The following is a 16280-nucleotide window of genomic DNA, read 5'->3' on the forward strand; positions in this document are numbered from 1 at the left end:
GCGTCCAATAAGGCCCCGGCCGCGTGTCGGCGGGGATTGGCAGATCCTCGATCGTCAGGTGTGGCGCGGGCGGTGGGCTCATGGCTGCACCTCGCGGTCAAGCAGCCGGCGATGCCGTTTTCCGCAAAGACGGATTGCGGCGTCGAGCTCGTGAGCGCTCCAAGCCCAGTGATTGGCACCCAGCCCGAGAGCGGACCGGATATAGGGCAGGTGCCCGTTCCAATGGATCTCGCCCCGGTCAACCAGCTTATCCGTGATCGCCCGAAGCACCGCATGGCGCTCGAGAAGCTGCATCGTGACATCCGGGTGGCCAAGCCGTGCGGCCTCAAGGTCCGCCGGTTCCGGCCAGCGCACGCCGGCACGGCTCGCCCAGGACTTCAATGCCTCGATCAGCGGCGCCGCGGCCTGGTGGTCGACAAATCGCAGGCTCGCGCGCCCGCTTTGCCGCTTCACCCAAGAATCGATTGCGCGCGAAGAAGCGTCGTGGACGGCGCCCACCCAATACAGCGTCCACCATAGGGCACGGATTTTAGGTGTCGTCGCACGTGAGCCGGTCGGCTGCCAGCCACGGTTGAGATGGTCCAGCACGCGCCCGATCTCGGCCAGTGTCATGTCGCTCAACGACGTCTTGCCGGTGATCTGGGCCTGCAGCGCGCGACGGTCGTCGTCTGCAAGGCCGCTGCGATGCGCCGCTGCCCTGACCGCTCCGATCAGACGCTTGCGGCTGTCGGACTTGCCATCTGCCGTCCGCAGCGCGCGCCCGGCCAGCGCCTTAAAGGATTGAGCCATTCAGCTTTCCCCGTGCTCATTGATTTCGGACTGCATGGCCGCCCCCTGGCGGTCGCACGCTCCAGGAGGTCGTTTGCCAGCAGGCGAAAATGCGGATCGCGATGGCACAGGCGGTCGGCCTGCCTGACGCTCAGGATGATGGTCGTGTGATCGCGGCCGCCCAGTGCTTGGCCGATGTCCTGCAGGGAGATCGCATGTGCCTTGCGCGCCACCCAGCAGACGAGGTGTCGCGCGCGCGCCGTGGTGCGGTCGCGACCGGCACCGACCAGCTTCGCTGCCGGCACTCCGGTCGCTGTCGCAACGTCGCCCACGAGCGCGGTGATTAGCCGGTCACCACGGACAAGCTTGATCTCGTCGGGCGACAGGAGAGAGAGGCGCTGCTCCAGCGCGGCCATGCGACGCTCCAGTGCGTCGAGCCTCATTGGTGTTAGGTCGGTCAATGCACGGCCCTTTCCGGGTCTGCCTCGACACAATCGGCCATCAGATGCGCGATTGTGTTCAGCTGGGACAGGGTAAGCCGGGCGGACAGGCACCCGCCGTCGCGGTGCATGATCGTGAGCACAATGACCCCCAACCTATCTCGCCCGACCGCGACACCCTCCAGATGCCGCTCGTGCTGAACTGGGACCACATGGGCCGGCACGATACTGACTTGATATTTGCTCATCGTGCGGCCCCCCAGGAACGCGGACTTCAATGGCGTCCACCATCCGGTGGTAGGCGCGCTCGAGCTCAGCAAAGGTCTCGGCTTCAGGCATGCCGGGCACCAGAAGGCTGGAGTCCCTCCGGCTGTGTCGGGCCAAAACGGTCACTGCGGCCTCGAGCCGGTCAGCTTCGGCGCGCGAGCGGCCGGTGCCGAGCGGTAGGACGGCGCGCGGGAGTGTGTCTCCCCAGCCAATGATCCCTTCGAAGGTCACCCAGAAATGCGTGGTCATGCCGCATCCTCCGGTTCGACAATTTCGGTCGGAGCCGGCTTTTCGCCGGAACGATCGATGAAGAACTCTTCACGCTGGCGCCTGGAGAGGCCGTAGGATGCCAAGCGCTCGCCCAGATCCTCAAGCGGCAAGCGCCCGAGTTCGCGAAGGATGGTTTGCCTGTCCAGGTCGTGCTTTGTGCGGATTACGGCCTCGAGGCCGTCGCTCAGCAGCCGAGCCACCAGATCTTCGGCTTTGGCGCCACCCAGATCCAGTCTCGGCATGCTCGTGCGATGACCGATGATGCAGCCGGCGATTTCCACCGACCGCCGCTTTCCGTCGGTAAGGTGCGGGGCGGCCACAGCCCACCATGTGCGCAGCTGGGTGAAGATGGTCTTCATCCGCTCGTCGAGCGGCTTGAGCCAGCCATCGCGGGCAGATTGAATTTCGGCGATCGCCGCGTCCGCGTCGGCGCGGATCTGCTCGGCCTGCGTCAGGCACAGTGCGTAATCGGAGAGCAGCTGGGTAGCCTGCTCGATGGTCTGTGGCGCGTCCAGGCTGACAGCCTTACGCCGCGGGCGTGCGGACATTACGGTTCCTTTCTTTCAGGTTGAAAAGGGGGAGCGGCAGGTTGCAGCTGGCGCATTCGGCGCTCTGTCGTCCGACGACCCAGCTTGCCGACCCGCAATCAGGGCAGGCGATGCCTGACCGCCAAACGGGGACCGTGCGCGGCGTCACAGCGCGAGCAATCCGAGTGCGGTGACGATCGCCATCATCGTCACAAGCGCAGTGGCGACCAGGTCAGGCCAGTAGATCGGCATCAGCCATCCACGGCTGTCGCACCGAGGGCAGTGCCGGCTGTTGTCGCCGCACTGGCACTCGCGGATGCGCTGGCGAATGATAGGTGCCGGGTCGCCGAGCTGGCCTGTCGGCTGAGGCCTTTGAAACGGACGTGAAATGCGCATTCAGCCCTCCTGAGCGTCGGTGTTGTTCGGGCAGCTCGGGCAAAGGCGCGCGTAAAGGCGCCGGATGGCCGTGGTCGGCGGATCGCGGCGGCGGCGGGAGCGCACGCAGCTGGCCAGCGGGATGGTGTCGGCGAAAGCCGGGCAAACCACGCCCTCTTGACCGAAGGCGGCTCGCACGAGCGTCTCCGCCTCTGAGTAGCTGCCAGCGTAGGAGCGATTTATGAGGCGGCTGACATACCCGTTGGATTTACCGAGCCGCTCAGCAACGGTTCGTTGATTGGTCGTGTCGCAAGCGCTTGCCAGCAGACGCACCCAGTCCGGCAGATCACTGCTCCAGGCGGCCAGCGCCTTGGCGAGGTTTGTGCCATGGTTAACAAACATGGTTAACTTCCCCCCGTCCGACGTTTCGCGTTCGGACCGGATCTCGCGGCGGCTGCCGTCATTGCGATCGAGGATGATGGTCGTGCCGCCGCGCTGGGTGACGGCGGGCGCTCGCCGGCCGGTGTTGAGGGCGAGCTGATAGACCGACCAGCTGCCCGCCTTGTGATGGCCGCGGGTGACCCGGCGGACATAACCGCCGCGCATCAGGGCGTTCAGGTAGGTCTCCACCGCACGGCGTGAGGCTTCGGCCGCGATCTGCAGCGTCGGGACATCGAACCGCTTGAGGATGCGGATCGACGCCCAGATGCGCTGGCGCGCCGTGGTCCGAGGCGGCGCGATACTGTCTGCCCGGGGAGGTGTTTCATATTTGCGGATATCGGGTGCCATGATGATCCTGATCGGCTTCTGGTCGGGGAGGCGGCGGACAAAGCCGGCGCGCTCCCATCGGGCGAGGATGCGCACGACCGCATTGCGGCGGCCGGACGTCGCCTGCGCGAGATCGCGGACGGTCATCGGGGCGGTCTTTCGGGCGAGCAGCGACCACAAAGGCCTGGCAAGGGGTTGCGCCTGCATCACGCCGCCCTGCGCAGCTGGACGTCGCCGGTAAGCACCGGCCTTCGGCCCCACCAGGCACGGTCGATGAGGTCAGCCCCTTCTTCGAGCGCAATGCGCTGCGCCTGCTGCAGGTTGGTCACCACGCGCCGGGTGACGCCCTTTGTCGCGGCGACAAAATAGGCCACCAGGTCGTCTGCGATCGCCACCCGTGCGCAGTAATGGTCGCGCAGCTTCAGGCCGTCATCGAGGCTGGCCGGGTGAGCCGCGCTCGCGACCAGGATGCGATTGTCGAAACGCTCCCATTCCTTCAGCTTTGCGGGCAGCGCCTCTTCGCCGATCATCATGATCGGGATGCCCGCGCCGTCGTGGATATCGCGGATCACCTCCACCGACTGCTTTTTGACCAGGTGATCCATCTCATCGATGATCAGCGGCCGCGGCTCGTGCAGCAGCGCGTCGATGATCTGTTGCAGGATCTTCGGGTTGGTGCGCGCGAGCCGGGAGACGCCCAGCTCGAGGGCTATGGCCTCGAGGATCGACCGCTGCGCCCAGACCGATTTGGCTTCGACGAACGCGGCGTCGAACCGGCCAGCGCAGAAGGCCGCGGCAACTGACTTTCCGTAACCGCTTGGGCCGTAAAAGACGCTCAGGCGGGGGCTGCCCTCAGGCGCTTCGATGCAATCGAGCATTGTGCGCAATGCCACCGACATGTTTGTCAGGTGCGCCTGCGCCGGCTGGCCCGGCTCCAGAGCGAGTTGAGGTTGAAAAGGCTGGGTCATGTGCGCTCCTCAGGATGCGGCCCGGCGGGCCTGGATGGGGTTGGGGCGAAGTCGCCGGTGATCAGCTTCTCGGCGCGGTATTGGCTCGAGGCAGTGAACAGCCGGGCGCGGCGCAGCTCGTCGGGGTCGACGGTGTCGCCGCGCTCGGCGGCGGCGATGATCGCATCGGTGCGGGCGACGCGTTCCGCGACTGTCTCGCCACGCTTGGGTTGCTCGCTTTGTGTCCAGGCGGCGGCGAGCCGGGCCGGCGCCGGCATTTCCGCCGCCGGTCGTGCAACAATGCTCCGCATCGCGACCGTCTCGCGCTGTTCGGTGGGCAGCGGCAGTGCATGCAGCTTCCCAGCCCGTTCGGCATCGCGGCGGAGCAGAAGCTGTTTCGCCTCGTCGATGCCGAAACCGCGCTGCCGCTCTCGGACTTGCGCGCGGGCCTGCCGGGTCCATTCGGCCTGTTGCCGTTTGGCCTCGGCGGCGAAATCCGCTTCGGAGAAGCCGGCGCGCTCGGCGTTCACGGCAGTGCCGATGAAATGCCCGTCTTCATCGAAGGCAAAGAGCGCGCCGAGATCTTCCTCGTCGCGGCGCACGACCACTTGCCTGCCAATCCACGGCGTCAGTTCAGCGGTCCAATAGCGGCCGGCCTTCCACTGAATGCCGCGCTTGCCAACCTTATGTGTGCCGACCAGCGCGGAGAGCGCGACGCGCAGCACGTCTTCCGAAGGCGCAGCCGTCGCTGGCACCGGAGAGGACAGCCATTTTTGCATCGGCGTCATCCGGAGCGCGCTGTGCTCACGTTGGTGATAGACGCCGTCCACCCAAGCATCGAGGATCGCCTGGAGATCTTCTGGTTCCAGTTCGGCGACAATAACCGCTCGGCCGGTCTGCTTCTTGGCGACCGCGCGCAGACGTTGTGCTTCGGCCACGCTGTGCCCGGCAAAGCCGGCGAGCAGCTGCGCGCGTTCGCGGGTGAAGGTGCCGAAAAGCCGCTCCACAAAGGGCTTCTTTTCAGGGCTGCCGGGTGGGCAGATGCGGTGTTCGATGCCGAGCGTATCGAGCGCGGTCCGGATCGAGGCATTGATGTATCCCGCGCCATTGTCGGTCGCGACTGTCTCGGGCATCACGCCCCACGCGCGGATCGTGTCGATCAGCAGCCGGCGCACGCTCTGGCCGCTTTCCGATGGCGCAACCAGGAACCGCGCGCGCCGCGACCAGCGATCAATGACGCCGAGCACCATCCGGCGCCCGCCGCGTGTCATCACATCGGCTTTGGTGGTGTCGAGTTCCCAGACCTGGTGCGCGCGATCGACGCCGCCGTCCGCGCGGCCGAGCGCCAGGCGGAAACGGCTCTTATATGCATCAGGGTCGCGCATCGACGCGAGGAGCGCGGGCTTTGTCCGCTCGACCATTGCGCACCGGCGCTGCAGCGACCGGAGCGAGGGCAGCTCATCGAACCGCGTTTCGAGCAGCTCGAGCACCCGGGGAGCCGCGATCCGCTGTTCGGCGAGGATCGCTTCCACCGCGTCTGCCACATCCGGGTGCCGTGTCCAGAAATCGGTGTCTTTTGGCCGCCCCCGCCTGCGACGATTGTCGCCTGACATTCGCTCTGCAATGTCCACCTGGGCGGGTGCCGGCAGATCCGCAAGTGCATAGAGCAAGCCACCGCCGCGGCCGGACCTGCGGATTGCGGTCCAGCCCTCAGCTTCGGCGCGCAGATGGATGCCACGCTTGGTGCGGGGCAAGCCATCAAGACCGAGCTTCGCCAGCTGTTCGGCGCTCAGATGAGTGGTGCCGGGCGCGATCATCCGCGCCTCCAGCAAAAGGTGCCAAGCCGAGACACTGGGCCGCGGGCGCGGTTTTCTGTGTGGATAAAGGTGTGAGGATTAATATAGAACCCGCTCATGCGTGCTGCTCCAGAAAGCGGGCAGAGCGCCAATAGTTGGCGGACGGCTGGGGGCGCTTGCGCGAGCCGTCCGGATTGTAACGGGAGGGCCAGATCTGATGAGCCTCAACACCGATCGCAGCGGCGATCAGCTGTTCAGGGCGCTCGCTCGGCATCGCGAGCGCGTTCGCCATTGCCTGCCGCGAAATGCCGGCGCGCCGACCGATCATGGCGAGGCTGGTGCCACGCTTCCGCACGGCAGCCTTGATGTCCTCGGGATGCCAATCAGCGACGCTCAACTTTACACTCCCTGGTCGAGTTGTCGCCTTTTTATGGACAAGTCAGGTTTACATGTCAACTGATCCGCGATCGGGGGTGTCGGGCCTGTCGCCCGAAGCGCGCGAGCGCCTTGCGGCTGCGGTCAAAAAGGCTGGCGGCCAGTCGGAAATCGCACGGCGGTTGCAGATCAGCCGGCAGAACCTGAACAACGTGCTGCGGTCGGGCAAAGGGATAGGCGCATCGAGGCTGGCTGCGATCGCCGCTGAGGCGGGTGTGAGCGTCGATTACATTCTGTCGGGTGAAGACCAGACAAGCGAGATTGACATTGTCAATTTGCCGATCGTCGAGATTGAGGCTGCCGCAGGTGCCGGCCGGGCGGCTGCCACGCGCCCGGCGATTGTTGACCACATGCCATTCCCGGCCGCTTATGCTCGGCAGCTCGGCCAAATCGCAGCACTGCGTCTGGTAACGGCGCGTGGCGACAGCCAGGAGCCGGACATCCGCGACGGCGACCTGATCATGTACGAGGAGGGGACGCCCTACCGAGCTGAAGGCATGTATGTGATCGTGCTTGACGGCGATCTGATGGTGAAGCGGCTGCAGCGCAGCGCGGCCGGTTTCCGGATCTTGAGTATGAATCCTGCCTACGGTCCGATTGAGATACCGGCGACGGAGGTCGATCTTAGGCTCATCGTGCTTGGTCGTGTGGTTTGGAGTGGAAAGCAGTGGTGATGATCATGGCGCTGGCGCTGGCTCTTCAGTCGCCATTTTCCTCCTGCGCCGATCCGGATGCAGCGACGGCGGCCGGCGCGCGTGCTCTGGCCGCGGGAGAGAAATGCCGCAAGATTTTGCCACCCGTGCAGCTTACGGCGGCCGAAAAGGCGCGTGCGGTGGCTGCGATCGGCAGGGGGCTTCGGGACGCATCGTCGGCCAGATACGAATGGCTGCCGCGCATCGGTGGCCGGCCGACAGTCTGCGCCCTGGTGAACGCAAAGAATGCTTATGGCGCCTATGCTGGGTTCCAGTGGGTGGCCTTTTTCCTGCCTGCCGGCGGCGGCGCAGTCACCTCGGTGGAGCTAGATCCGGGCGAGGCTTACCTCCAGTGCACAGCGTTCGGCTATCCCACCGAAGCCTTGTGAATGTAGGGCGGCCAGTCGGGTTGGGCTGGGCTGCCGCATAGAGCCCCGTTGAGGCGCATGTGCTGCCCGTCCGGCCCTTCACCCCAAATCTTATGTCGATTGCCCTGTCCAGCGTGGTCAGGGCAATCTGGCTGCATTCTGATTTGAGGGTGGCCTTGGCTCAGGCTGCAAGGCCCGGTTCGGTATCTTCCGCCAACCGCTCGATCCTGACGAACGGGTGCAGGTAGATCCGGTGACCCCGCCCGTCAGGCTGCTCGAACTCGTCAACTGAGCCTAGGCCCGCGCGCACTGCATCCAGCATCGCGCGCCGTTGGGTATCGCGCCACGGCCCGCGTTGTTTCCCCGGTGTCACGAACCTGAACCACATCGATGTCCCTCCTTTTGTTCTCGTTGCGACTCGTTCGTCGTTTGGAACGGATGGGGAACAATAGGAAAGGGGAAAAACGGTCCGATTTGAACCCGTTGGGCGGGCGGCATCGTGTGCCGCCCGCGTAGGTGTCATCGGGGCTGGATGATCAGCTCGCGCGCAGACGTCGGCTTGCCGCTGATCTGGTAGGTCAGGTCGACCGGCTGCAGGTCGAATTTGCTGAAGATCGTGCGGATTTCGGCGGTGTCATTGATCGACAGCACGAAGCGGCCCTTCAGCAGGGCCAGCTGATCGGCAAGCGTCTCAAAGTCGCCTCGGGTAAAGACTTTTGGGCCATAGTCGGTTTCGCAGCCCCAATATGGCGGATCGAGATAGAAAAGCGCGCCTGGATGGTCATACCGGTCGATGAAAGCGCCGTAGTCCAGCTGTTCGATCACGACGCCTGACAGGCGCTCGTGGATCTCCGCGAGCATCGGTTCAAGCCGTGTGATATCGAACCGTGCGGGTGCCTGCGCCTGGACGCCGAAATGGCGGCCGGCGACTTTGCCGCCAAACGCCAGCCTCTGGACATAGAGGAACCGCGCGGCCCGCTGTAGATCGGTCAGCCGGTCGCCTGGCAGTGATAACAGGCGGTCGAATTCCGCGCGGCTGGTCAGTCGCCAGCGCAGCATATCGACGAAATAGGCGTAATGCTCCTGGAGCACGCGAAACAGCGTCGCGACATCGCCAGAGATGTCATTGATCGCCTCGGTCTTCGGCCGCGACGTCCGGCGCAGGAATATTCCTCCCATGCCAACAAACGGCTCGAAATAGGCGCTGTGGTCGATCGTTTCGATCAGCTTGACGATGCGCCGCGCTAGGTTGCGTTTGCCCCCGATGTAAGGGGCGATCGGTCGCACAGGGCGCACAGCGGTGTTGGGACTCGACTCCATGGTTTTCAACTGCTCTATGACCCTCGCGGGGTGCCCGCCGAGGGAACGGATCGCGGCCCGGGCCGCGTGATGTGCGGGCTATCTCCCGCGGCTTAGGGCGTGCCACCGCCCTTGGCCTCCCTCGTTGCCTGTCGCAGCGGCCATGCATTGCGGTTGCAATCCACATACACGCTTGGCGAAAAGGCTCGGGTGGCTTACCCCGGCCCTAGTGCTGCCGCGCCGATCCGCCGCTTTACGCTGGCGGAAGCATAGCCGCCGCCGACCAGCGCCCATGACCGGCGCATGGACCGCACAATCGTCATCATGCGCCCGGGCACCTTCACCTCGGTCGAGGGGCAGGCTGTAAGTTTTACTGCCGAAGATTTGGCCGGCGTCGCTGCGGCCTATGATCCCGCAGCTGATCCGGCGCCGCTTGTCGTCGGCCATCCGCAGCTTGATGCGCCCGCTTACGGCTGGGCGAAGGCGCTCCGCATGGATGGCGATCGCCTCGTAGCGGACGCCGAGCGGATCGAGCCTGCCTTCGCCGAGGCTGTCAAGGATGGCCGCTACGCCAAGATCTCATCCAGCTTCTATCCGCCCGATCACCCCGCCAACCCGGCGCCAGGTCGCTGGTATCTGAAGCACATCGGCTTTCTGGGGGCCGCAGCCCCGGCGGTGAAGGGGCTGGGCACCGTCCAATTTCGCGAGGCGGTCGACCAGGCGCCGCTCGCGACCTTCGAACAAGAGGAGAAGATCACCGTGACCGACAAGACCGTCAGCCTCGCCGAGCGTGAGAAGGATATCGAGGCGCGCGAAGCTGCGCTGCGGGAGCGTGAAGCGGCAGCGACTGCAGCCGCCCGCGCCGCACTGCATGCGGCCAACGTGTCATTTGCTGAGGGGATGGTTGCCGAGGCCAAGCTCGCCCCGGCAGGGAAGTCGCTGCTGGTCGGTGTGCTCGACAGCCTTGAGGCGGTGGAGACCGTGTCGTTCGGCGAGGCTGGCGAGCTTGCGCCTGCCGCGGCGCTCAAGAAGCTGCTGAGCGGTGCCAAGCCCCTGGTGTCGCTTGGCGAGGCGGCCGGCGCGGAAAAGGCGACGACTGGTGCCATCAGCTTCGCTGCGCCGTCGGGGTATTCTGTCGACCCCAAGGGCGCCGAGATCCACCGCCGCGCCAAGGCGCTGCAGGCGTCCACGCCCAACCTCGGCTGGATGGACGCGGTCCGGCTGGCTCAGGGCTGACCGCGCCCGATCACGAAAATTTTCACGAAAAGGATCGATTCATGCAGCAGCGACCCGTTCTCGAATACCCGATCATCACATCCGCCGCGATCGCCCGAAAGCGCTTCGTTACCTATGCGCGAACGCAGGCGGTCGCCAACGAGCGCGCCCTTGGTGTTGCTGACTATGAGGCTGCGGCGGCCCGGCCTCTCAACGTGGTCGTGCTCGGCACAGCCACCGTTGAAACGGGCGGCGCAGTGGCGGTGGGTGATGAAGTCCAGTCGGACGCGCAGGGGCGCGCCATTGTTCGCGCGGCTGGCGTTGCCAACGGCCGCGCCCTGACCCCCGCTACGGCGGCCGGCCAGATGATCGAGATCCTCCTGATCAAGAACTGATCGCCCACTCCAAGGCAAGTGCGGCGCAGGCCGCAGGCGGTGAAATGCCGCCAACGTTCAAAAACTTGCAGAAAGGCTCAGACCCATGATGTCCCCCGACCAGGCCCGTGTTGTCGATCCGGTCCTCACCGAACACGCCCGTGGCTATTCGAACGCCGATTATGTCGGCGGCGCGCTGTTCCCGAGCGTGACCATGCCCACCCGTGCCGCCAAGCGGATCGAGTTCGACCGTTCGTCCTTCCGTCGCCGTCAGATCCAGCGTGCGCCTGGCGCGCGCATCGCCCAGATCCAGTTCGGCTATGAGGGCAAGCCGGTGTCCCTGATCCAGCGCGCGATCGCGGCGAAGACGCCGGTCGAGCACATGGAAGAAGCGCAGGAGGTGCCCGGCCTCGATCTCCAGCAGATGGGCGTCGACCTTGTGCTGGCGACCGTTGCGCTGGACAAGGAAATCTCGCAGGCCGAGACGGCGCGCAACGCCGCCGCTTATGCTGCGAGCAACAAGACGGCGCTGGCCGGCGCGGACAAGTGGAGCGATCCGGCTTCGCGGCCGAAAACGCTCGTCTTCGATGCCAAGGAGACCATCCGTCGCCGGATCGGCCGTCGTCCGAACACCATGCTGGTGGGCGGCGCGGTCGCGAGCAAGCTTCAGGTCCATCCGCAGATCCTCGAGAACTTCAAATACACCGCGCAGGACTCGGTCACCATGGACCAGCTGCGGCGCTACTTCGAGGTCGACACGATGGTCGCCGGCGATGCGATCTACGATCTGGCCGACGGCACCTCGGTGGATATCTGGGGCAATGACGTGATCCTGGCCTGGGTTCCGCCGGCCGGAGCGCAGCGCCAGATGGGGCTGCCCAGCTTCGGCTACACCTATCAGCTGCGCAACCACCCGTTCGTCGCCCCGGTGCGCTGGGACGGCGACACCCGCAGCTGGCTCAACGATTGCTTCGATGAGTTTTCGCCCGAACTGGTCGGGGCCGACGCCGGCTTTCTGATCCAGGCGGCGATCTGATCCACAGGCGGCGGCCGCTCGGTCGCCGCCGCTTTAGCGACCGAGGTTCATATGGAAGTGTTGGCCGATACGGTGATCGTCGAGGCGATCACCCCGCTCCGCATCGACGGAAAGCTTGTGGCCCCTGGCGGCAGCGGCGTGATGGCTGCCGACCAGGCAGGTGAGCTTGAGGGCGTCGGTGCACTCAAGATCCTGGGCGTCGTCGATGGCACCGTCGCTGCCGATCGCCCGGGCGCAGTGCTCGCGCTTGTCGTTGACGAGGCGGGCGTCGTTCAGAAGCTCGGCCATTTCGATGATGAGGCCGCCGCACTCACGGCGGCGGCGCCGTTCGTGGCTGCGGCCGCCAACGCGGCCGAGGAGCTCCGGGGCTGGAAAGACCTAGCGGAGTCGCGGCTGGATGAGATCATCCGGCTCGAGGGGAGCTCCGCCGCATGCCGACCGGTGGCGATACCGCCAGTCAGGCCCCGGCCCCGGCTCCCACTGCGCCCCAGCCCGCCCCGGTGTCGATCGAGATGCGGCTGACCGATCTCCGCAAGGTCGCCGCCGAGGAAGGCGTGAAGTTCGACAATAACGACACCAAGGCAGAGCTCGTTGCCAAGATTGGGGCGGGCCGCGTCACCGCCCGGGGCGCGGCGTGATCCAGACCGTCATCAAGCAACCGGCAGAGGTGATCAGCCAGCTGGTGCCGTTCGGCGCGCCCGTCACACAGATACTCGCCGCGACCCCGGTTGCGCGTGGCATGGTGGCGGGCGCTGCGGCGCTGCAGGCAGACGCAGTTCTGGTCGACGGCTCGGTGACGGTCACGCTGGCGGGCGGCACGGATGGTGAGCGCTATCTCGTCACAGTGCGGGCCACGCTCGCCACAGGCGAGGAGCGCGAAGCCGAGGCGGAGATCGTCGTCATCGACGCCGCGTGGGTGATGCCGGATGGCGGCGCGCCCTATTTGTCGATCGAAGATTTTGTCCGCCGCTTCGGCCTGCCGGAGATCGTGCGGATGACGGACGCCGATGGCAGCGGGCGGATTGATCGAGACTTGCTGGTGGCGCAGCTGGTCGATGCGCAGGCGATTGTCGAGGCGCACTTGGCCGGGCGCTATGCGCTCCCGCTCGCCGAGGTGCCGCTGCCAGTCAAGAAGGCCATTGCCGATCTGGCACGGGCCAGTCTGTATCCCGGCGGCGCTCCGGATGGCGTGGCTGATGCGGCGCGCGCCAGCATGCGGATGCTGGAGCAGATCCGTGACGGCCGGCTGACTTTGCCTTCTGCGGTCCCTCTTGCCGCCGCTGCCATCGCCGCCGACCCTGTGTTGTTCGATGCGGGCGAGCGGGCCTATCCCGATGGCCTGCAGGATTATCGGCTGTGACCGGCATCGCCGTGCAGATCGAGGTCGGTGGCGATCTGCGGCGCGCTTTGTCCCGCGCGGCGGAGGCAAGTGCGGACCTGACCGGGCCGATGCAGGAGATCGCGGTCCATCTGGCTGCCACGACCGTCGAACGATTTGACCAGGAGCGCGATCCCACAGGCATGCCCTGGAAGCCGTCGCGCCGCACGCTCGAGGAGCCGGGGGCCAAGACGCTCAATCTGAGCGGCTTCCTGCGCCAATCGATCGAGCCGGATTGGGGTCGCGACTATGCGGCGGCCGGGGTCGAGGCATCAGGGGGCCCAGCCGTCTATGCGGCGGTGCATCAGTTTGGCGCAACCATCACCCCGAGGACGGCCAAGGCACTCAGCTTCGCCGGCCGGGTGGTTGCACGTGCGGTCATTCCGGCCCGGCCATTCCTGGGTTTTTCCGACGAAAACCGAGCGTTCGCGCTCGACGTGATCACCGATCACCTCGCTGAGGTATTCGGAGGGACGCCGTCGTGAGGCTCCAGCCATTCGTCGACCGGTTGCGAGACCAGGGGCTGCGCGCGTGGGGCGCGATGGAGTTTGCTGGCCTGCGCACGGCACCGTCGGGCCAGAGCTTCTATGTGATCCCGTCCCAGTCGGCGGCCGCACCGAATGCGCTCGCCGGACAGACGGCCATCGACCAGCAGGTCACCGAGCAGCTGCTGGTCGCCATCGTGCTGCCTGCCCAGGCGCGTCAGCCCGAGCGGGTGGCCGAGGACATCCACGCGGCCGAGCAGCAGGCGATCGATGCCCTGGCAGGTTGGACGCATCCCGACGCCAGCCGCCCGGTCGAGTTCGCGGGCGGGCGGCTGCTGTCCGTCGACGGAAGCAGTCTGGTCTGGGGGGTGCAGTTTAGGACGGCCTGGAGACTTCGCCGAACCTGAGGAGATTTCGATGACGCGCCGCGCGCCACGGATTGAGGATGGGCCGACACAGCCGAGGCCTGCCAACGCCGCCGGCTATCTGCTCGACGGTCATGGCCTGCCGCTGTCCGGTCCGGCCCGGCTTCGGGCGCTCGATGGGCGGCCGGACCCGGCCGATGCGCCCGCTGATACCGCAGCCGAACAGCCCAAGGAGTGACCCATGGTTGATGTCGTCAAGACGATCCTCTTCAAGAAGGAGGCGGTGTATGGCACCGATGCCGTGCCGACAGCTGCGGCCAACGCCGCGCTGACGCGTAACTTTCAGCGCACGCCGGTTCAGACCGACACGCTCGAGCGGAATTTGGACGTGCCCTCGCGCGGCCGGTCGCCCACGGGCAGCACGAATGCGCGGTCGGCTTTCTCCTACGAGCTTGAGCTCGCCGGGTCGGGCGCGGCCGGCACCGCGCCGGCGTGGATGGAACACCTGGAGGCGTGCGGCATGGCTGCGCCCACGCTGGTCGCAGGCCAGAGTGCAAGCCTGCGGTTCGCTGCTGCAGGCGCGGCACTGTCCTCCGCAACCGCTTATCACTGGCGCGGCAACCAGCAGGCAATCTCGCTGGGCGCACGCGGCACCTATGGCTTTAACTTCACCGCAGGGGCCTATCCTTTCCTGTCGCTCTCTTTCGTGGGCATGCTGCCGACTGGCCAGCCGGTCGTTGAGGCTGCGCCCGCCGCGCCCGATTTCTCGCGCTGGCGCGCGCCGCTCGAAGTCAACACCGCCAACACCGATTTCACGCTCGACGGCTATGCGGCCAAGTTGCAGAGCCTGACCGGCGAAATCGGCGCGCAGCCTGCCATCCGGAACTTGGTCGGCGAAAACTATGTGCAGCGCGGCAATCATGCGCTTACAGGCCAGATGGTGATCAAGGCGCCCTCGGTCGCGGAGCGAAACTATTTCGCCACGCTGCGCGCGGGCGCGGAAATCTCGTGCGAGCTCATCCACGGCACTGCCGCCGGCAACATCATCGAGCTTGTCATGGGCTTCCTGCAGATCCTCGCAATCGAGGAGCAGGAGGATGGCGACGACCTGATGTATACGATCTCCTACGGCGCGAATGTGAGGGCCGGTCAGGACGACATCATTTGGAGGGCCAAGTGATGTTCAAGCTTGTCCCCGATCAGTCCGCCTGGTGGCCCGTCAGATGGCCTGGCGTCAGCGAAGATGGCTCCATTATCGAGAATCGCATCGAGCTGCGGTTCCGGTTGCTGGACACCGACCAGGTGATTGACCTGCAGGTGGAGGGTGCCCGGGTCGACCAGCGGGTGGCGGAGATCGGTGCGGCCATGCTTTCGGGTGAGGCCGAAGCTGCGACTGCGACCGAGATCTGGGCCGAGTATCTCGGTCGCATCGTGATTGACTGGCGTGGCGTGGGCGCGGCCAATGGTGAGCCCCTGCCGTTCAATGCGACCAATCTGCAGCGGCTTCTCAAGGTGAACGGCGTCTTCGGATCGATCCTGCGGGCTTTCGACGCGTGCATCGCCGCGCGCGAGGAGACGCGCCGGGGAAACTGATCGCCGCCGCGCGCGCCTGGGCTACGGGGCACGGCGGCGGAGCCCAGGCGGATCACGATGCTCTTACGCGGGCGAGCGATCTGCCAACATGGGTCCGCCCGCGGACAGCCCAGGCGCAGATTGAGGTCGGACCTGAGGAGGTCGATGCTGTGGCGCTTTTCATCTCCCTTGGCACGCAGTGGCAGGTCCATCCGATGGCCGGCACGCGGCTTGGGCTGCGCTACGAAGCGGTGCCGGTCGCTGCGGCCGCACTCGGCTTGAGCCTCACTCCCGCCCTTTTCGGTGATCTGCGGGTGATGGAGGGCGCCGCCCTCGCGGCCTGGGCGGAGCGGCCATGACCGATCTTGTCGTCTCCGTCCGGCTCACCGCGCAGGATGGCGGCCTTGTCGGCCAGATCCGCGCCACCGAAGCCGAGATCCAGGGCTTGGCGAAGGCGGAGCAGCAGGCAGCTGCGGCGGCCGGAGCTTTGCGCGATCAGACCGGCGGTGCCGCTACCGCGATCGGCCAAGCGGGTGCCGCTGCTGACGGCATGGCGGCCGCCAGCCGAGCTGCGGCTGCGGCCGCGACTGGGCTGGCCGCGGCGCAAGGGCGGGTCGGCGACGCAGGCAGGGCCGCTGTAGCCACCGCCGGCCAGCAGCGTGCGGCTTACGCGCAGCTGGGCCTGCAGGTGCAGGACGTTTTTGCATCGCTGTCGACCGGGACCAGCGTCTTTGCGATCCTTGCGCAGCAGGGTGGGCAGGTCGCTGGTGCCTTGACCGGGCTCGGCGGTGTGGTGGGTCTGTCGCCACTTTCTTCTCAGGGCCGCTGGGTGCAGCTCTGCTCGGCTCGGTCAGCGTAGCCGGCCTGCTTGCCACAACGCTGTTTCGGACCGCCGACGCAGCA

At 66.3% G+C, this 16280-nt stretch carries 26 protein-coding genes; 14 read left to right on the forward strand and 12 right to left on the reverse strand.

Annotated elements, in window-relative coordinates:
• Window positions 1-78 precede the first annotated feature (78 nt).
• From GVO57_RS07335 to GVO57_RS07375, 9 genes are all read right to left on the reverse strand, one after another.
• Window positions 79-789, reverse strand: coding sequence for a regulatory protein GemA (locus tag GVO57_RS07335; protein WP_160592607.1), 711 nt, complete (start codon window positions 787-789; stop codon window positions 79-81).
• Window positions 711-1211 carry a helix-turn-helix domain-containing protein gene (locus GVO57_RS07340; protein WP_160592608.1) on the reverse strand — a complete coding sequence of 167 codons (501 nt, stop codon included), beginning with the start codon at window positions 1209-1211 and terminating at the stop codon, window positions 711-713. Before GVO57_RS07340 ends, GVO57_RS07335 begins: the two co-directional genes overlap by 79 nt.
• Before the next feature lie 14 nt (window positions 1212-1225).
• Window positions 1226-1456 (reverse strand): hypothetical protein, encoded by a 231-nt coding sequence (locus tag GVO57_RS07345; RefSeq protein ID WP_160592609.1) that lies wholly within the window; start codon window positions 1454-1456, stop codon window positions 1226-1228.
• Between the two features lie 264 nt (window positions 1457-1720).
• Entirely contained in the window at window positions 1721-2293 is a 573-nt protein-coding gene (locus GVO57_RS07350) for a host-nuclease inhibitor Gam family protein (protein ID WP_160592610.1), read from the reverse strand.
• Between the two features lie 144 nt (window positions 2294-2437).
• Entirely contained in the window at window positions 2438-2668 is a 231-nt protein-coding gene (locus GVO57_RS07355; RefSeq protein WP_160592611.1) for a hypothetical protein, read from the reverse strand.
• Window positions 2669-3562 (reverse strand): helix-turn-helix domain-containing protein, encoded by an 894-nt coding sequence (locus GVO57_RS14935; protein ID WP_233281278.1) that lies wholly within the window; start codon window positions 3560-3562, stop codon window positions 2669-2671. It abuts the gene before it with no gap.
• Window positions 3563-3621: 59 nt separating this feature from the next.
• Entirely contained in the window at window positions 3622-4383 is a 762-nt protein-coding gene (locus tag GVO57_RS07365) for an AAA family ATPase (RefSeq protein ID WP_160592612.1), read from the reverse strand.
• Window positions 4380-6179, reverse strand: a complete 1800-nt coding sequence (locus GVO57_RS07370; RefSeq protein WP_160592613.1) for a DDE-type integrase/transposase/recombinase — start codon at window positions 6177-6179, stop codon at window positions 4380-4382. Before GVO57_RS07370 ends, GVO57_RS07365 begins: the two co-directional genes overlap by 4 nt.
• 94 nt (window positions 6180-6273) lie before the next feature.
• Window positions 6274-6555: a helix-turn-helix domain-containing protein gene (locus GVO57_RS07375; RefSeq protein WP_160592614.1), complete on the reverse strand. Its 282-nt coding sequence runs from the start codon at window positions 6553-6555 to the stop codon at window positions 6274-6276.
• Between the two features lie 76 nt (window positions 6556-6631).
• On the opposite strand from GVO57_RS07375, the gene GVO57_RS07380 reads away from it, so the two are divergent.
• Complete coding sequence (locus GVO57_RS07380; protein ID WP_160592615.1) at window positions 6632-7267, forward strand: XRE family transcriptional regulator; 636 nt, start codon at window positions 6632-6634, stop codon at window positions 7265-7267.
• Window positions 7267-7674 carry a hypothetical protein gene (locus tag GVO57_RS07385; protein WP_160592616.1) on the forward strand — a complete coding sequence of 136 codons (408 nt, stop codon included), beginning with the start codon at window positions 7267-7269 and terminating at the stop codon, window positions 7672-7674. The genes GVO57_RS07380 and GVO57_RS07385 overlap by 1 nt, the downstream gene beginning before the upstream one ends.
• 160 nt (window positions 7675-7834) lie before the next feature.
• Here GVO57_RS07385 and GVO57_RS07390 read toward each other — a convergent pair whose 3' ends face one another.
• Window positions 7835-8041, reverse strand: coding sequence for a hypothetical protein (locus GVO57_RS07390; RefSeq protein WP_160592617.1), 207 nt, complete (start codon window positions 8039-8041; stop codon window positions 7835-7837).
• A 131-nt stretch (window positions 8042-8172) separates the two neighbouring features.
• Window positions 8173-8973, reverse strand: coding sequence for a DNA adenine methylase (locus GVO57_RS07395; protein WP_160593889.1), 801 nt, complete (start codon window positions 8971-8973; stop codon window positions 8173-8175).
• A 282-nt stretch (window positions 8974-9255) separates the two neighbouring features.
• Here GVO57_RS07395 and GVO57_RS07400 point away from each other — a divergent pair, with 282 nt between their 5' ends.
• From GVO57_RS07400 to GVO57_RS07410, 3 genes are all read left to right on the forward strand, one after another.
• Window positions 9256-10188: a hypothetical protein gene (locus GVO57_RS07400; RefSeq protein ID WP_160592618.1), complete on the forward strand. Its 933-nt coding sequence runs from the start codon at window positions 9256-9258 to the stop codon at window positions 10186-10188.
• Window positions 10189-10229: 41 nt separating this feature from the next.
• Entirely contained in the window at window positions 10230-10562 is a 333-nt protein-coding gene (locus GVO57_RS07405) for a DUF2190 family protein (protein ID WP_160592619.1), read from the forward strand.
• An 85-nt stretch (window positions 10563-10647) separates the two neighbouring features.
• The gene (locus tag GVO57_RS07410; protein WP_160592620.1) at window positions 10648-11577 is read left to right on the forward strand and encodes a major capsid protein; all 930 of its coding nucleotides are present in this window, start codon (window positions 10648-10650) and stop codon (window positions 11575-11577) included.
• A 33-nt stretch (window positions 11578-11610) separates the two neighbouring features.
• On the opposite strand, the gene GVO57_RS07415 is transcribed toward GVO57_RS07410, so the two are convergent.
• The gene (locus GVO57_RS07415; RefSeq protein WP_160592621.1) at window positions 11611-11865 is read right to left on the reverse strand and encodes a hypothetical protein; all 255 of its coding nucleotides are present in this window, start codon (window positions 11863-11865) and stop codon (window positions 11611-11613) included.
• 143 nt (window positions 11866-12008) lie between these two features.
• On the opposite strand from GVO57_RS07415, the gene GVO57_RS07420 reads away from it, so the two are divergent.
• From GVO57_RS07420 to GVO57_RS07460, 9 genes are all read left to right on the forward strand, one after another.
• Window positions 12009-12215: a hypothetical protein gene (locus tag GVO57_RS07420; protein ID WP_160592622.1), complete on the forward strand. Its 207-nt coding sequence runs from the start codon at window positions 12009-12011 to the stop codon at window positions 12213-12215.
• On the forward strand, window positions 12212-12937 hold the full coding sequence (locus GVO57_RS07425) for a DUF1320 domain-containing protein (protein WP_160592623.1): 726 nt from the start codon (window positions 12212-12214) through the stop codon (window positions 12935-12937). The genes GVO57_RS07420 and GVO57_RS07425 overlap by 4 nt, the downstream gene beginning before the upstream one ends.
• Window positions 12934-13440, forward strand: coding sequence for a phage virion morphogenesis protein (locus tag GVO57_RS07430; protein ID WP_160592624.1), 507 nt, complete (start codon window positions 12934-12936; stop codon window positions 13438-13440). Before GVO57_RS07425 ends, GVO57_RS07430 begins: the two co-directional genes overlap by 4 nt.
• Window positions 13437-13847, forward strand: a complete 411-nt coding sequence (locus GVO57_RS07435; RefSeq protein ID WP_160592625.1) for a phage tail terminator protein — start codon at window positions 13437-13439, stop codon at window positions 13845-13847. Before GVO57_RS07430 ends, GVO57_RS07435 begins: the two co-directional genes overlap by 4 nt.
• Window positions 13848-13857: 10 nt before the next feature.
• Window positions 13858-14043, forward strand: coding sequence for a hypothetical protein (locus tag GVO57_RS07440; RefSeq protein ID WP_160592626.1), 186 nt, complete (start codon window positions 13858-13860; stop codon window positions 14041-14043).
• A gap of 3 nt (window positions 14044-14046) precedes the next feature.
• Window positions 14047-14985 (forward strand): phage tail tube protein, encoded by a 939-nt coding sequence (locus tag GVO57_RS07445; protein ID WP_160592627.1) that lies wholly within the window; start codon window positions 14047-14049, stop codon window positions 14983-14985.
• Window positions 14985-15398: a histidine kinase gene (locus tag GVO57_RS07450; protein ID WP_160592628.1), complete on the forward strand. Its 414-nt coding sequence runs from the start codon at window positions 14985-14987 to the stop codon at window positions 15396-15398. The genes GVO57_RS07445 and GVO57_RS07450 overlap by 1 nt, the downstream gene beginning before the upstream one ends.
• 149 nt (window positions 15399-15547) lie before the next feature.
• The gene (locus tag GVO57_RS07455; RefSeq protein WP_233281279.1) at window positions 15548-15736 is read left to right on the forward strand and encodes a DUF1799 domain-containing protein; all 189 of its coding nucleotides are present in this window, start codon (window positions 15548-15550) and stop codon (window positions 15734-15736) included.
• On the forward strand, window positions 15733-16236 hold the full coding sequence (locus GVO57_RS07460; RefSeq protein ID WP_160592629.1) for a phage tail length tape measure family protein: 504 nt from the start codon (window positions 15733-15735) through the stop codon (window positions 16234-16236). Before GVO57_RS07455 ends, GVO57_RS07460 begins: the two co-directional genes overlap by 4 nt.
• Window positions 16237-16280: the final 44 nt, after the last annotated feature.

Origin of the sequence: Sphingomonas changnyeongensis, from assembly GCF_009913435.1 — a bacterium.
GTDB lineage: Bacteria > Pseudomonadota > Alphaproteobacteria > Sphingomonadales > Sphingomonadaceae > Sphingomonas_B > Sphingomonas_B changnyeongensis.

Coding starts and splice junctions, on each gene's coding strand:
- GVO57_RS07450 (WP_160592628.1), top strand. CDS start 14,985: ATGTTCAAGCTTGTCCCCGATCAGTCCGCCTGGTGGCCCGTCAGATGG.
- GVO57_RS07440 (WP_160592626.1), top strand. CDS start 13,858: ATGACGCGCCGCGCGCCACGGATTGAGGATGGGCCGACACAGCCGAGG.
- GVO57_RS07460 (WP_160592629.1), top strand. CDS start 15,733: ATGACCGATCTTGTCGTCTCCGTCCGGCTCACCGCGCAGGATGGCGGC.
- GVO57_RS07405 (WP_160592619.1), top strand. CDS start 10,230: ATGCAGCAGCGACCCGTTCTCGAATACCCGATCATCACATCCGCCGCG.
- GVO57_RS07445 (WP_160592627.1), top strand. CDS start 14,047: ATGGTTGATGTCGTCAAGACGATCCTCTTCAAGAAGGAGGCGGTGTAT.
- GVO57_RS07365 (WP_160592612.1), bottom strand. CDS start 4,383: ATGACCCAGCCTTTTCAACCTCAACTCGCTCTGGAGCCGGGCCAGCCG.
- GVO57_RS07385 (WP_160592616.1), top strand. CDS start 7,267: ATGATCATGGCGCTGGCGCTGGCTCTTCAGTCGCCATTTTCCTCCTGC.
- GVO57_RS07395 (WP_160593889.1), bottom strand. CDS start 8,973: ATGGAGTCGAGTCCCAACACCGCTGTGCGCCCTGTGCGACCGATCGCC.
- GVO57_RS07345 (WP_160592609.1), bottom strand. CDS start 1,456: ATGAGCAAATATCAAGTCAGTATCGTGCCGGCCCATGTGGTCCCAGTT.
- GVO57_RS07415 (WP_160592621.1), bottom strand. CDS start 11,865: ATGGCCGAGCTTCTGAACGACGCCCGCCTCGTCAACGACAAGCGCGAG.
- GVO57_RS07420 (WP_160592622.1), top strand. CDS start 12,009: ATGCCGACCGGTGGCGATACCGCCAGTCAGGCCCCGGCCCCGGCTCCC.
- GVO57_RS07410 (WP_160592620.1), top strand. CDS start 10,648: ATGATGTCCCCCGACCAGGCCCGTGTTGTCGATCCGGTCCTCACCGAA.
- GVO57_RS07370 (WP_160592613.1), bottom strand. CDS start 6,179: ATGATCGCGCCCGGCACCACTCATCTGAGCGCCGAACAGCTGGCGAAG.
- GVO57_RS07350 (WP_160592610.1), bottom strand. CDS start 2,293: ATGTCCGCACGCCCGCGGCGTAAGGCTGTCAGCCTGGACGCGCCACAG.
- GVO57_RS14935 (WP_233281278.1), bottom strand. CDS start 3,562: ATGACCGTCCGCGATCTCGCGCAGGCGACGTCCGGCCGCCGCAATGCG.
- GVO57_RS07355 (WP_160592611.1), bottom strand. CDS start 2,668: ATGCGCATTTCACGTCCGTTTCAAAGGCCTCAGCCGACAGGCCAGCTC.
- GVO57_RS07340 (WP_160592608.1), bottom strand. CDS start 1,211: ATGAGGCTCGACGCACTGGAGCGTCGCATGGCCGCGCTGGAGCAGCGC.
- GVO57_RS07400 (WP_160592618.1), top strand. CDS start 9,256: ATGGACCGCACAATCGTCATCATGCGCCCGGGCACCTTCACCTCGGTC.
- GVO57_RS07335 (WP_160592607.1), bottom strand. CDS start 789: ATGGCTCAATCCTTTAAGGCGCTGGCCGGGCGCGCGCTGCGGACGGCA.
- GVO57_RS07390 (WP_160592617.1), bottom strand. CDS start 8,041: ATGTGGTTCAGGTTCGTGACACCGGGGAAACAACGCGGGCCGTGGCGC.